Consider the following 12,711-nt stretch of genomic DNA (forward strand, 5'->3'; position numbering starts at 1 on the left):
TCCCCTCAGAACTGATAGCGGCGCAGCCGGCGCTGGATGGCGAACAGGTAGAAGCCGACGCCCAGCAGGATGATGCCGAACATGGCGGTGGCGATGGTCGCGCCCATATGCGGGTCGCCGATCTGCAGCTGGAAGCCGAAGAAGGTCCGGTAAAGGAACGTCCCCAGGATGTCGGTCGAGAAATTCGGCCCCGCCAAGGCGCCTTGCGTGACGTAGATCAGGTCGAAGGCGTTGAAATTGCCGACGAAGGTCAGGATCGAGATGATGCCGATCGAGGGCAGGATCAGCGGCAGCTTGATCTTCCAGAACTGCGACCAGCCGGTGACGCCGTCCATCTCGGCCGCCTCGATCACCTCGTCGGGGATCGACAGCAGCGCGGCATAGATCAGCATCATCGGGATGCCGACGAATTGCCAGACCGAGATCAGCGCCAGGGTGGTCAGCGCCGTGCCCTCGCGGCCCAGCCAAGGCGCGAAGAGCGATTTCAACCCGACGGCGTCCAGCATGCCGGGCGCAATGCCCCAGATCGGCGACAGGATCAGCTTCCAGACGAAGCCGACGATGACGAAGCTCAGGATGGTCGGGATGAAGATCGCGGTGCGATAGAAGGCCGCCCCCCGCAGCCGCGGCGAACTCAGCAGCGCCGCCAGCGCCACGCCGACCGGATTCTGCACCAGCATATGGACCAGGAAGAACCAGGCGTTGTTGCCCAGCGCGTTCCAGAAACTCGCCGACCAGCGCGGATCGCCGAACAGCGTGGCGAAATTCCGCAGGCCGACGAAGACGCGGCCCTCCTCGCCGGTGTTGAACAGCGACAGGTTCAGCGTCCCGAACAGCGGCACGATCATGATGGCGGTATAGACCAGCACCGCGGGCGCAAGAAACACCGCGATATGCCAGCGAAACGCTTTCCGCTGCGCCATGACGCCCTCCTTCTCCGTTGAAAAATACCCTCGGGGGGTGCGGGGGGCGGAAAGCCCCCCGCCACCGCCGGGCCGTCAGGCCCGGCAACATTTCATCTCGGGCCGCCAGGCCCGGCAACATTGACTTCCGGCCGTCAGGCCCGGCCGAGGCTCAGTTCTGCTGCGGCGCGTACCACGAGGCCAGGCCCTGTTGCAGCCGCTCGGCCGCGGCCTCGGGCGTCTCGGTGCCGGTGATGACATTGGCCGAGGCGGTCCAGGTCTCGTTCTCCAGGTTCGGCGTGCCCCGCGACAGGATCTGGTAGGTCGAGCGGATGGTCGGCTCGCAGCTCTCGCGCCAGGAGACGAATTCCTTGGCCAGCGCATCCTCCATCTCGACCGGCGCCGAATTCAGCGAGAAGAAGCCCGGCAGCGCATTGGCGTAAAGCGTGGCGAACTCGGACGAACCGACCCATTCCAGGAACTTCCGCGCCTCTTCCGGGTGCTGCGTCGCCGCGTTCATGCCCAGCGCGATGTCGGTATGGTCGCTGATATGGCAGGTGTCGCCCTCGGCCGGGACGGGGGGCGGAAAGGCGCCCATCTCGAAGGCACCGCCGATCTGCGGGCCGAAGACGCCGATCTCCCAAGACCCGGCCGGATAGATCGCGGCGCGGCCCAGCGTGAACAGGTTCTGGCTGTCGGGATAGGTCTGCGCCTCGAACCCGTCGCCCAGGTAGTCCTTCCATTTCGCCAGCTGGCGGAAGGGCGCGACCCAGCCTTCGTCGGTCAGCTTTTGCGTGCCCTCGATCAGCGCCTTGCGGCCCTCCTCGCCCTTCCAGTAGTTCGGGCCGATGTTCTGGTAGCCCATGGTCGCGGCCTCCCACTGGTCCGCGGTGCCCATGGCCATCGGGATATAGGTGCCGTCCTCCTTGATCTTGTCGAGCAGGGCAAAGAACTCGGCCTCGGTCTTCGGCGGTGTCAGCCCCAGTTCCTCGAAGGCGGTCTTGTTGTAGATGAAGCCGTGGATCACCGAGGCCATCGGCACGCAGAAGGTCTGGGCGCCGTCATCGGTCTGCCAGGCCGATTTCGCCACGTCCGAGAAATTCGCCATCGCCGCCAGGTCGCTCAGGTCGGCCAGCTTGCCCTTCTTGAACAGTTCCAGCGAGGCGTCGAAGGGCCGGCAGGTGATCAGGTCGCCGGCCGAGCCCGCATCCAGCTTGGAGTTCAGCACCGCGTTGTATTCCGGCGGCGCCGAGGGCGCGAAATTGATCTTGATGCCGGGATTGGCCGATTCGAAGGCCGGGATGATCTTTTCCTGCCAGATGGCAAGGTCGTCGTTGCGCCAGCTCTCGATGGTCAGCGTCACGTCCTGGGCCCAGGCGGCGCCGGTCAGCAATGTGCTGGCCAGCAGCGCCAGGCGGATGGTCTTGGTCATGGTCTTCTCCCTTCGGCATCGGGTCTCTCGCGGACCCTCCGGTTGCAATCAGATCAGCGGGGCCAGAAGGCCCCCGGTTGCGGCCAGCCGCGCCTGGGCCATATCAGGCGCCATGCCGCGCGCGACCAGGATCGCGGGCTTCACCGCGCCGCCGCTGCGCGACAGCGCCGCCTCGGCCGCGTCGCGCCCGACCCCTGCCACGGCGGCGACGATGCGGGCGGCGCGGTCCACCAGCTTGATGTTGTCGGCCACCAGGTTGACCATGTAGCCGTCATGGACATGGCCCAGCCGGATCGCCACCAGCACCGACAGCATGTTCAGCGCCACCTTCTGCGCCGTGGCCGCCCCCATGCGGGTCGAGCCGGAAACCACCTCGGCCCCGGTCTCGATCAGCACCGGGATGTCGGCGCGCTCCAGCAGGGCCGAGCCCGCCACATTGGCTAGGCCGGCCACGGTCACGCCCCGCTCCTGCGCCGCCGCGCAGATCGCCAGCGCATAGGGCGTGCGCCCCGAGGCCGAGAGGCACAAGAGCACATCCCCCGCCGCCAGCCCGGAACGGTCCAGGTCGGCCAGCGCAAGCCGCGGGTCGTCCTCGACGCTGCCTTGCAGGTGCAAAAGCGCCTCGGTCCCGCCGGCGAACATCATCGGCGTGCGCTCGGGCGCGATGCCGAAGGTGCCGGCCAGTTCCAGGCAATCGGCCAGCGCCATCAGCCCCGAGGAACCGGCCCCGGCATAGCCGAGCTTGCCGCCCCGGCGCAGCGTCTCTGCTGCGGCCTCGGCCGCGCGTTCCAGCGCCGGCAAGGCGGGCTGCAACGCAGCCAGCGCCGCGACCTGCGCCTCCAGCAGGATGCGCAGCACGTCGCCGCCGGGGCGCGCGTGAAGCCCTGTCGATGCCGGATGCCTTGCCTCGGTGCCGGATGCGGTCATGTGATTCCCCCTGTTCCGTTGATAATGCCAAAACAATACCACTTGTAAACCCCCTTCTTCAAAAAGGCCGAAAATCGGCGTTTCTTGAGGAAATTCAAATTAACCCTTCCCATTTGGTATTGTTTTGGTATCTTTCCTGCAAAGGGAGTCGCCATGTCATATTTCCTGGGCATAGACGGAGGAGGGACCGGCTGCCGCGCCGCCGTCGCGGACGGCTCGGGCCGGATCATCGGCCGGGGCGCGGCGGGGCCGGCGAATATCTCGGTCGAGACCGAGGGGGCCTGCGCCAATATCCTCGCCGCCGCCCGCGCCGCGCTTCAGGACGCCGGGCGGGGCCATCTGGACGAGCTGACCGCCGTGCTGGGCCTGGCCGGCGCCAATGTCACCGCCGCCGCCCGCGGCCTGCAGGCCATGCTGCCCTTTCGCCGCACGCGCATCGTCACCGATGCCGTCACCGCCGCCACCGGCGCGCTGGGGGGCGGGGACGGCATCGTCGCCGCGATGGGCACCGGCTCGGTCTTTGCGGTCCAGATCGGCGGCGAGATGCGGCAATATGGCGGGCGCGGCTTCGTCCTGGGCGACGAGGGCAGCGGCGCGGTGCTGGGCCGGGCGCTTCTGTCCGAGGCCCTGCGCGCCGAGGACGGCTTCGCGCCGATGAGCCCGCTGCTGCAAGCCGTCCTGGACGAGCTGGGCGGGATCGAGGGGGTGATCTCCTTCGGCTTCCGCGCCCGGCCCGCCGAATTCGCCGCATTCGCGCCGCGCATCACCGCCGGCACCGACCCGGCGGGCGAGCGCATCTTTGCCGCGGCCGTGGCCGAGATCCGCGCCATGATCGACACCTTGCAGGCCAGCCGCCACCTGCCGGTGGTGTTCCTGGGCGGGCTTGGCGCGCATTACGCCGCCCGCCTGCAGGGGCTGTGGCCCATCCAGCCGCCCAGGGGCTCGGGCCTCGACGGCGCGCTGCACCTGGCCCGGCAGGAGGCGTGATGGGCGAGCTGTTCACCCCCGAGGCTTTCGAGGAAACCGGCGGCGGGCCGCTTTACCTGCAATTGCACCGGCTGATCGCCGAGGCCATCGCCTCTGGGCGGCTGCAGCCGGGCGACAGCCTGCCGTCGGAACGCGAACTGGCGGCGATGACCGGCCTGTCGCGCGTCACCGTGCGCAAGGGGGTGGCGGAACTGGTCGCCTCGGGGCAGCTGGTGCAAAGGCGCGGCTCGGGCACCTTCGTCGCGCCCAGGGTCGAAAAGCTGGAACAGGCGCTGTCGCTGCTGACATCCTTTACCGAGGACATGGCCCGGCGCGGCCGCAGCGTCGAAAGCCGCTGGATCGCGCGGGGCCTGCACGCCCCGGCGCCCGAAGAGGTGATGGCGCTGGGGCTGGGCGTCGGCGAAAAGGTGGCGCGGCTGGAACGGGTGCGCAGCTCGGACGGGGTGCCGCTGGCCATCGAGCGCGCCTCGCTGTCGCAGGCGATCCTGCCCGATCCCGAAGGCGTCACCGATTCGCTTTACGCCGTGCTGCAAGGCCGCGGGCTGCGGCCGGTGCGGGCGGTGCAGCGCATCTCGGCCGCGAACCTGAACGCCAAGGACGCCGAGCTGCTGGGCGTCAATCCCGGCGTGGCCGGACTGCGGATCGAACGCATCTCCTACCTGCCCTCGGGCAAGGTGGTCGAGTTCACCCGCTCGCTCTATCGCGGCGATGCCTATGACTTCGCCGTGGAACTGAAACTTGCCCCGGAAGGCGAAAGGAACCCGTGATGAGCCAGACGCATATGGCGCGCGAAGTGACCGAGATCCCCGAAGCCGCCGCCCGTTTCCTTGACCGTTCGCGCGACGCGGTGCTGGATGCCGCCAGCGCCCTGCGCCGCAAGGATCCCGACCTGGTGGTGACGGTGGCGCGAGGGTCGTCCGACCATGCCGCGACCTATCTGAAATACGCCATCGAGCTGGAGGCGGGCGTGCCGGTCGCCTCGGTCGGGCCCTCCATCGCCTCGATCTATCGCCGGCCCCTGCGGCTGGGCAAGGCGGCCTGCATCGGCATCTCGCAATCCGGCCGCAGCCCGGACGGGGTCGAGATGATGCGCGCCTCGGGCCAGGGCGGCGCGCTGTCGATCGCCATCACCAATGTCCCCGACAGCCCGATGGCGCAGGTTTCGGCCCATTGCCTGCCGCTGCAGGCGGGCGAGGAGAAAAGCGTCGCCGCCACCAAGACCTTCGTCTGCTCGGTGCTGGCCGGCCTGTCGCTGCTGGCGGAATGGCGGCAGGATCACGCCTTGCAGGACGCCGTCGCCGCCCTGCCCGAAGGGCTGGCGCAGGCCGTGGCGCTGGACTGGTCGCCGCTGTCGGCGCGGCTGGCGCGGGCATCGTCGGCCTTTGTCCTCGGCCGCGGCCCCAGCTTCGCCATCGCCTGCGAAGCGGCGCTGAAGTTCAAGGAGACCTCGGGCATCCATGCCGAGGCCTATTCGGCCGCCGAGGTGCTGCACGGCCCCGCCGCCATCGTGCAGGCCGGCTTTCCGGTGCTGGCGCTGGGGATCGAGGACGCCGCCCTGCCCCAGCTGAAGGCCACGGCCGAGCGGCTGGCGGCGCAAGGCGCGGATGTCTTCGTCACCGGCACCGAGGTCGGCGGCGCCGTCACCCTGCCCTCGGTCCCCGGCCTGCATCCGCTGGTGGCGCCGCTTGTCACCATCGCCGGCTTCTACGCCTTCATCGAGGGCTTGGCGCGGCGGCGCGGCTTCGACCCCGACACGCCGCCGCATCTGCGCAAGGTGACGGAGACGGTGTGATGGCGCGCGAGGTCCTGACCGGCGCCCGCATCTTCGACGGCGCGCGTTTCCTCGACGGTCATGCGCTGGTGATCGAGGCGGGCGAGATCGCCGCCATCCTGCCCGAGCCCGAGGCCCCGGCCGAGGGGCGGCGGGCGGTCACGGGCATCCTGGCCCCGGCCTTCCTGGACCTGCAGGTGAACGGCGGCGGCGGGCTGATGCTGGACGGCACGACCGATCTGGACGGGCTGCGCCGCATCTGCGCCGCGCATCGCGCGCTTGGCACCGCCGGGGTGCTGCCGACGCTGATCACCGACACGCCCGCGGCCACCGCCCATGTCATCGCGCTGGGGATCGCGGCCGCCAAGGCGCAGGTGCCGGGCTTCCTGGGCCTGCATCTGGAGGGGCCGCATCTCGACCCGCGCCGCAAGGGCGCGCACGACCCGGCGCTGATCCGGCCGATGGCCGAGGACGACCTGGCCCGGCTGTGCGAGGCCGCGCGGCAATTGCCGGCGCTGATGGTGACGCTGGCGCCCGAGGCGGCAAGCCCGCAGCAGATCGCCGCCCTTGCCGGGGCCGGCGCGGTGGTCAGCCTGGGCCACAGCGATTGCAGTTTCGAACAGGCCCAGGCCGGCTTTGCCGCCGGCGCCCGCTGCGCCACGCATCTGTTCAACGCCATGAGCCAGATCGGCAACCGCGCGCCGGGGCTGGTGGGCGCGGTGCTGGCCGGCGAGGCGAGCGCCGGGCTGATCGCCGACGGCATCCACGTCCATCCGGCGGTGATGCAACTGGCGCTGGGGGCGCGGCCCGAGGGCATCTTCCTGGTCAGCGACTGCATGGCCTTCGCCGGCACCGATCTGACCGAGATGGAACTGGGCGGCCGCAAGGTGCTGCGCCGCGACGGGCGGTTGACGCTGGCCGACGGCACGCTGGCCGGCGCCGACCTGACGCTGCCGCAGGCCGTCGCCGTGCTGGTCCGCCAGGTCGGCATCGCGCCCGAACGCGCGCTGCGCATGGCCTCGGCCATTCCCGCGGAACTGCTGGGCTTGCAGGACCGTCATGGCACGCTGGCCCCCGGCCGGCCGGCCGAGCTGGTGCTGCTGGACCGCGATTTCGCCTTGCGCGAGCATTGGCTGTCGCCCTGATGGCCGGCAAATGCCGAGTGGAACGCACGGTCTTTTCCTCGCCCGCCGCTCGTGCGACACTCGGCCCCGCGCGAAACCAAGGATGAGGCTGCGATGAACGCCCCCCTGCCCGAGGCGGTGAAGAAATCCGTTCTGCTGAACGGGCTGGCCCCCGAAGTGCGCGACAAGCTGCTGAAGGACGCCCAGCGCCGCAGTTATCGCGAGGGCGAGACCATCTTCCTGCAAGGCGATCCGGCGCGGGCGGTGTTCATCGTGCTGAACGGCTTCATCAAGCTGTCGCGGCTGACCCCCGGCGGGTCCGAGGCGGTGGTGGCGATCCTGGGCCGCAACCGCAGCTTCGCCGAGGCGATGGCGCTGCGCGGCACGCCCTATCCCGTCTCGGCCGAGGCGGTGTCGGACTGCACGGTCCTGCAGATCGACGGGGCGCGGCTGCGCCAGCTTCTGCTGGAGAATCAGGAATTCGCCATCGGCCTGCTCGCCTCGACCTTCGTGCATCTGCAAGGGCTGGTGGACCAGATCGAAAAGCTCAAGGCCCATACCGGGGTGCAGCGGGTGGCGCAGTTCCTGGCCGACCTGTCGGATGCCGTGGCCGGCCCGGCCGAAGTCCGGCTGCCCTATAACAAGCGCCTGATCGCCGGGCACCTGGGCATGCAGCCCGAAAGCCTGTCGCGCGCCTTCGCCCGGCTGCGCCAGCACGGCGTCGAGGTCGAGGCCGACAAGGCCACCATCGCCGACATCGCCGAATTGCGCATGCTGGCCATGGACTGACCCGCCGCCCCCGGCATTGGAAATCACCGCGCGCCGCGCCGGCCCTCGCCCCATCGGGTGAAGGCCCGCCGGCGGTTGCGCGATAGCGACGGTGCATTGCTTTCCGTGGAAAGGTTGAAACGCACCGCGGCTTTGCTCTTGCCAGTGCCTTGGCGCCCTTGATGCTGTTGTCGGCCTGCGACACCTCCGGGCTGGACCCCACGACCGCCGACCAGGTGAACCAGGGCGAGATGACGGCGGCCGTGGGCCTGCCGGCGGCGGCCTTCGGCGGGGATGCCTATCGCGACGCCCGGCTTCAGGTCGCGACCGCCAGCCTGAACGATGCCGCCCAGCGCCGTTCGGCGGCCGAGGCTGCGCCCGCCGCCACGGGGTCGCCGATCCAAGGCGAACCGCCACGCTGGACACGCCCGCAGCGGCCTCGGCAGGCGCATCCCGGCCCGGCACCGGGAAATGCGACCAGCGGCCGCAATGCCGCGCGGCAAGCAGCCGGCTTCGCGACTATTCCGACCGGCTGCTCGCCCTGGGCGCGCAAGGCGGCAGCTCGGTCCATGTCTCGGTCAAGATGGCATGATGCGGCGCGAACAGGGGCATCGCGGTGCTGGAAACCTGCCTGGCCGAGGCCAGGGCGGCCGGGGACGCCGAATGCGTCGCCGGCATCCCGGCCGCCTTGCAGGACACCCGCCGCCTGGCCGCCGAGGCAAGGCAGACCGCGAATCAGTCCTGTGCCTATGCCCCGGACGGGTGGATGGCCAGCTGCCCCGCGTAGCCGGCGGGGCGCGGCGCTGTCGAAAATGCGGCCAAAACATGGCCTTGCCCGGTATCGGCGCTTGACCTGGGCGGATCCGAAAATAACATCGACCCGGGCATTCCCGTCCGGGTCGGATGCGCGGGCCGGACAAGGCCCGCCCCCTGCCCGCGGCAAGGGCTGCAAAGCAAGAGGCAGGCGGGGCATTTCAGGCGATCCATGAACGGCATCGAGGAACGGCTGACCGACCTGATCTATGCGATCCTTCTGGGCGAGCGCAGCTGGCGCGACTTCCTGGCCGAGATCGAGCGCGCAACGCCGGGCGGCATGGGGGCGATGTTCTACCAGGGCGCCGACGGCAGCTGCTCCATCCTGCACAACAGCGCGCCGGAAAAGGCGCTGGCGGAATATGTGGACTACTATACCCACCGCAACCCCTGGATGGAGCGGGCGATGGCGGCCCAGTCGCGCCAGTCCATGCCGGCGCATCGGCTGGTGCCGCATGACGAATTGCTGCGCACCGAATTTCACGACGGTTTCCTCAGGCCGCTGGGGCTGGACACGGCGGCGGGGCTGCTGCTGGATGCGCGGCGTTCGGGCACCGCGACGCTGACGATCATGGCCCCGCTGGGCCAGTCCGCGCTGATCGAGGCATGGTCGCAAACCTTCAACCGGATTTCCGGGCACCTGCACCGGGCCATGGCCTGGTGCCGCCGCGGCTCGGGGCTGGGCGCGCTGGCGGAACTGCCCGCGGTGCTGTCGCAATCACTGGACCTTGGGGTGATGATCGTCGGCGCGGATCGCAAGATCCTGCCGGTGTCGCCGGCCGCGCAACTCTGGGACAGGGTCTGGCAGGCGGTCCGGCAATCGCCCTTTGGCACGGTCGGGCTGGTCGATCAGGCTGCCGACGACTGCCTGGGCGAGATGCTGTCGCGCAACCGCGCCGGGCGCAGGCTGGCAGAGTTCAGGACGGCGCAGGCCACGATCACCATGGTCCGCATCCGCCGCGACGAATTGTCGGAACTGCTGCTTGGCCCCTGCGTCATGCTGGTGGTCGATCCGGGGCTGCACGGGCTGGACCTTGAACAAAAGCGCGACCGGCTGCGCCTGGCCCATGACCTGACCGCCGCGGAAGGCAGGGTGCTGGGCGGGTTGCTGCAGGGCCTCAACCTCAGGCAGATCGCCGAGGCGGCCGGGCTGTCGCACGAGACGGTGCGAACCCAGCAAAAGGCGCTGTTCGTCAAGACCGGGGTCAACAGCCAGACCCAGCTCGTCAACCTGGCGCATGGCCATCCGCGGCAGAACCGGAACGAACCGGGTCGCTGACCGGCGGGGTCGTCATATGACGTGCAGCCCCCAGACCAGCGCCAGCCAGATCGCCAGCGGCACGGTAAAGGCCGCGCGCCAGCCCGAGCCCCGGCCGAGATGCAGGAAGCCGCCCAGGATCGCGCGGGCCTTGAGGAACGCCACCGCCAGCAGCGCCGCCGCCGCGGCAGGGCCGGGCACGAAGGCCAGCGCCGTGGTCGCGGCGGTCAGCGCCAGCAGGGTCAGCCAGATGCGCGTCAATTCCATCCCCTAGCCCAGCAGGTAGACCGGCGGCAGGATCAGCACCCAGACCAGGTCGACCATGTGCCAGAAGGCCGCGCCCGCCTGCACCTCTTCGGGGCGCAGCCGGATCGCGACCAGCGCCAGCACGCCGATGCCGAACAGCACATGCGCGGCGTGAAAGCCGGTCAGCAGGTAGTAGAAGGTGAAGAACGGATGGCTCTCCATCCCCAGGCCCGCGCGCAGGTCGCCGGCATATTCCACCACCTTCACCGCCAGGAAGGCCGCGCCCCCCAGGGCGGCCAGCGCCAGCCCGATGCGCGCGCGGCGGCCGTCGCCGCGGTGGCAGGCGCGCTCGGCCAGGGCGGCGCAGAAGCCCGAGCTGACCAGGATCGCCGTGTTCAGCGCCGCCATCCAGCCATGCAGTTGCGCCTGCGCCGCGGCAAAGCCGGCCGGGTCGGTCAGCCGCACCCCGGCCATGGCGGTGATGCCGGCGGCAAAGACCAGCAGTTCCGAGGCGATCAGCACCCACATGATCGGCTCGCCCGGCAGATCCTGGACCCGCATCACGCCACCAGCTGGCGATAGATCACCGGCAGGGCCGCCAGCAGCCGGTCGGGATGCGGGATCAGCGAAAAGCCGCCCTGGCCGAAGATGCGGGGAAACCAGCTTTTCGCGTCGCGGTCCACGGTGATGCCATGCACGGCATGGCCGGCGCGCCGCGCCTCGCGCACCGCCATGGCGCTGTCCTCGATGCCGTGGCGACCCTCGTAATGGTCGAGGTCGTTGGGCTTGCCGTCGGTGATGACCAGCAAAAGCCGCCGGCTGCTGGCCTGCTGCGCCAGCCCGGCCGAGGCATGGCGGATGCCGGCGCCGAGCCTTGTATAGAAGCGCGGCCGCAGCCCGGCGATGCGCCGTTCGACCGCGGCGCCCATCGGCTCGTCGAAATCCTTGCAGGCGGTCAGGAACACCCGGTCGCGCTTCAGCGAGGAAAAGGCGTTGACCGCGAAACGGTCGCCGCAGGCATCCAGCCCCCAGGCCAGCGCCGCCAGCGCCTCGCGCTCGATCTCGATCACCGCGCGGCCCGTCACCGCGCTTTCGGTGGAACGCGACACGTCGAGCAGGATCGACACCGCAAGGTTGCGTGCAAGCGGCCGGGACTGGCGCCAGATGCGGTCGCTGCCCTGGCCGGTGGCGCGCAGGTCGGCGGCGGCGCGGACGGTCAGCTCGGCGTCCAGTTCCTCGCCGTCGCGGTGGCCGGTGGTGGTGACGCGGCCGGGACGCAGCGCCTCGAACTGGCGGCGCACGGCGCGGATGCGGGCTTGCGCACGGGGGTCCGGGGTCAGCGCCTCGTCATGCTCGGGCGCGCGGTTTTCCAGCACGCGCACATGATCGGCAAGGTAGCGGCCGCGCCGCGCATCCCATTCGGGATAGGTGCGGATGCCGGCGACCGCCTCAAGATCCGCATCCTCGGGCGCAAGATCGAGATGCAGCCGCAAACGCGTCGCCGGTGCCTTCGACACCTGGCCAAGGCCCAGTTCTTCCTGATCCTCGGCCGCCTTCTTCGCGTCGTCCTGATCGTCATCGTCGACATGCCGGTTGAGGTTCATCAGGTCGGCCCAGCTCAGCAGGGCCTCGAACTTGTGCAAGATCAGGCTGTCGCGGCGCTGCGGCTGGTCGCTCTGCCGGCGGCGGGCGCGGAACATGCGCGCGCTGGCCGGATCGGCGGCGATGCCGTCGGGCGCATCGCCCGGCGCCGCGGCCAGCGTCGTCTCGGGCAGGGCCAGGTCGGGCCAAAGCGGCACCGGCCGCATCGAGTGATAGTCGCGCGGCGCCCTGGCCTGCGGATCGTCCAGCTCGGCCAGCCAGTCGCGGGCCAGGGGCGGCAGCGGCGCGGGATCGCCCAGAAGATGGCGCGCCAGCGCCTCGACCACCGCCTCGGCCGGGGGCAGCGGCGGGTCGGGGCGCAGGGACAGCACCAGCCTGGCCAGATCGTCGTAAAGCCCGGCCAGGCCCGGCGCATCCTCCAGCGTCGCCGCGACGGCCCGGCGCGCCGCGCCCAGCCGCGCCAGGTCGCGGCGCAGCGGATCGTCCTGCGGCGGCACCGGGCTGCCATGCGCGGCGCAGGCCGCCAGCCACAGGTAAAGCGCCCCGTTCGCCTGGCGCGAGGGCAGCGCCGTCAGCCGTTCCGGCAGGCGCAGGATCTCGCCGTCGAAACTTGCGCGCGGCACCATCTCGGCCGGGGTGCCCAGCCGGCGAAGCCAGCCGATGCGATGATGCGATGCCTGGGCGGCGGCGGGCCGGATCTCGACCCCCGCGCCGCCGCCCAGGGCCCGGAACAGCACCGCGAGCCGCCCCGAGACCTCGGAAAGCGCCACCGCCTGATCCTCGAACGCCTCCGGCGCGCCGAAGCTGCTGGCCCAGACGTGCCAGAGCTTGCCGACGGTTTCCTCGGGTTCCCAGGGTTCCAGGTCCAGGCCCATGATGGC

At 70.4% G+C, this 12,711-nt stretch carries 13 protein-coding genes; 7 read left to right on the forward strand and 6 right to left on the reverse strand.

Going from position 1 to position 12,711, the window contains the following annotated elements; all coding sequences use genetic code 11:
• Positions 1–5 precede the first annotated feature (5 nt).
• From IT40_RS06310 to IT40_RS06320, 3 genes are all read right to left on the reverse strand, one after another.
• Positions 6–923 carry a carbohydrate ABC transporter permease gene (locus tag IT40_RS06310; RefSeq protein WP_036751925.1) on the reverse strand — a complete coding sequence of 306 codons (918 nt, stop codon included), beginning with the start codon at positions 921–923 and terminating at the stop codon, positions 6–8.
• A gap of 151 nt (positions 924–1,074) precedes the next feature.
• Positions 1,075–2,334 (reverse strand): ABC transporter substrate-binding protein, encoded by a 1,260-nt coding sequence (locus tag IT40_RS06315; RefSeq protein WP_036751928.1) that lies wholly within the window; start codon positions 2,332–2,334, stop codon positions 1,075–1,077.
• Between the two features lie 48 nt (positions 2,335–2,382).
• On the reverse strand, positions 2,383–3,261 hold the full coding sequence (locus IT40_RS06320) for an N-acetylmuramic acid 6-phosphate etherase (RefSeq protein ID WP_036751931.1): 879 nt from the start codon (positions 3,259–3,261) through the stop codon (positions 2,383–2,385).
• A 153-nt stretch (positions 3,262–3,414) separates the two neighbouring features.
• Between IT40_RS06320 and IT40_RS06325 the strand changes: the two genes are divergently transcribed.
• The 7 genes from IT40_RS06325 to IT40_RS06350 all read left to right on the forward strand — a co-directional run bounded on the left by IT40_RS06325 (position 3,415) and on the right by IT40_RS06350 (position 10,003).
• Positions 3,415–4,248, forward strand: coding sequence for a glucosamine kinase nucleotide-binding domain-containing protein (locus IT40_RS06325; protein ID WP_036751934.1), 834 nt, complete (start codon positions 3,415–3,417; stop codon positions 4,246–4,248).
• A complete protein-coding gene (locus IT40_RS06330) occupies positions 4,248–5,015 on the forward strand; it encodes a GntR family transcriptional regulator (protein ID WP_036751936.1) in 768 nt (255 codons plus the stop codon). The genes IT40_RS06325 and IT40_RS06330 overlap by 1 nt, the downstream gene beginning before the upstream one ends.
• Entirely contained in the window at positions 5,015–6,040 is a 1,026-nt protein-coding gene (locus IT40_RS06335; protein WP_036751938.1) for an SIS domain-containing protein, read from the forward strand. The genes IT40_RS06330 and IT40_RS06335 overlap by 1 nt, the downstream gene beginning before the upstream one ends.
• Positions 6,040–7,164, forward strand: a complete 1,125-nt coding sequence (nagA, locus tag IT40_RS06340) for an N-acetylglucosamine-6-phosphate deacetylase (protein ID WP_036751941.1) — start codon at positions 6,040–6,042, stop codon at positions 7,162–7,164. The genes IT40_RS06335 and nagA overlap by 1 nt, the downstream gene beginning before the upstream one ends.
• Before the next feature lie 93 nt (positions 7,165–7,257).
• A complete protein-coding gene (locus IT40_RS06345; RefSeq protein WP_036751943.1) occupies positions 7,258–7,932 on the forward strand; it encodes a Crp/Fnr family transcriptional regulator in 675 nt (224 codons plus the stop codon).
• A 595-nt stretch (positions 7,933–8,527) separates the two neighbouring features.
• Positions 8,528–8,698, forward strand: a complete 171-nt coding sequence (locus IT40_RS28390) for a hypothetical protein (protein WP_157034060.1) — start codon at positions 8,528–8,530, stop codon at positions 8,696–8,698.
• Positions 8,699–8,896: 198 nt separating this feature from the next.
• Positions 8,897–10,003 carry a helix-turn-helix transcriptional regulator gene (locus IT40_RS06350; protein ID WP_036751945.1) on the forward strand — a complete coding sequence of 369 codons (1,107 nt, stop codon included), beginning with the start codon at positions 8,897–8,899 and terminating at the stop codon, positions 10,001–10,003.
• Positions 10,004–10,015: 12 nt separating this feature from the next.
• Here the strand turns inward: IT40_RS06350 and IT40_RS06355 are convergent, their stop codons facing one another.
• The 3 genes from IT40_RS06355 to IT40_RS06365 are packed head-to-tail and all read right to left on the reverse strand — an operon-like array spanning position 10,016 to position 12,705.
• Positions 10,016–10,249, reverse strand: coding sequence for a cytochrome C oxidase subunit IV family protein (locus IT40_RS06355; RefSeq protein WP_036751948.1), 234 nt, complete (start codon positions 10,247–10,249; stop codon positions 10,016–10,018).
• 3 nt (positions 10,250–10,252) lie between these two features.
• On the reverse strand, positions 10,253–10,789 hold the full coding sequence (locus tag IT40_RS06360) for a cytochrome c oxidase subunit 3 (RefSeq protein ID WP_036751950.1): 537 nt from the start codon (positions 10,787–10,789) through the stop codon (positions 10,253–10,255).
• A complete protein-coding gene (locus IT40_RS06365; protein ID WP_208021262.1) occupies positions 10,789–12,705 on the reverse strand; it encodes a nitric oxide reductase activation protein NorD in 1,917 nt (638 codons plus the stop codon). The genes IT40_RS06360 and IT40_RS06365 overlap by 1 nt, the downstream gene beginning before the upstream one ends.
• Positions 12,706–12,711: the final 6 nt, after the last annotated feature.

The organism is Paracoccus versutus, assembly GCF_000763885.1.
Lineage (GTDB): Bacteria > Pseudomonadota > Alphaproteobacteria > Rhodobacterales > Rhodobacteraceae > Paracoccus > Paracoccus versutus.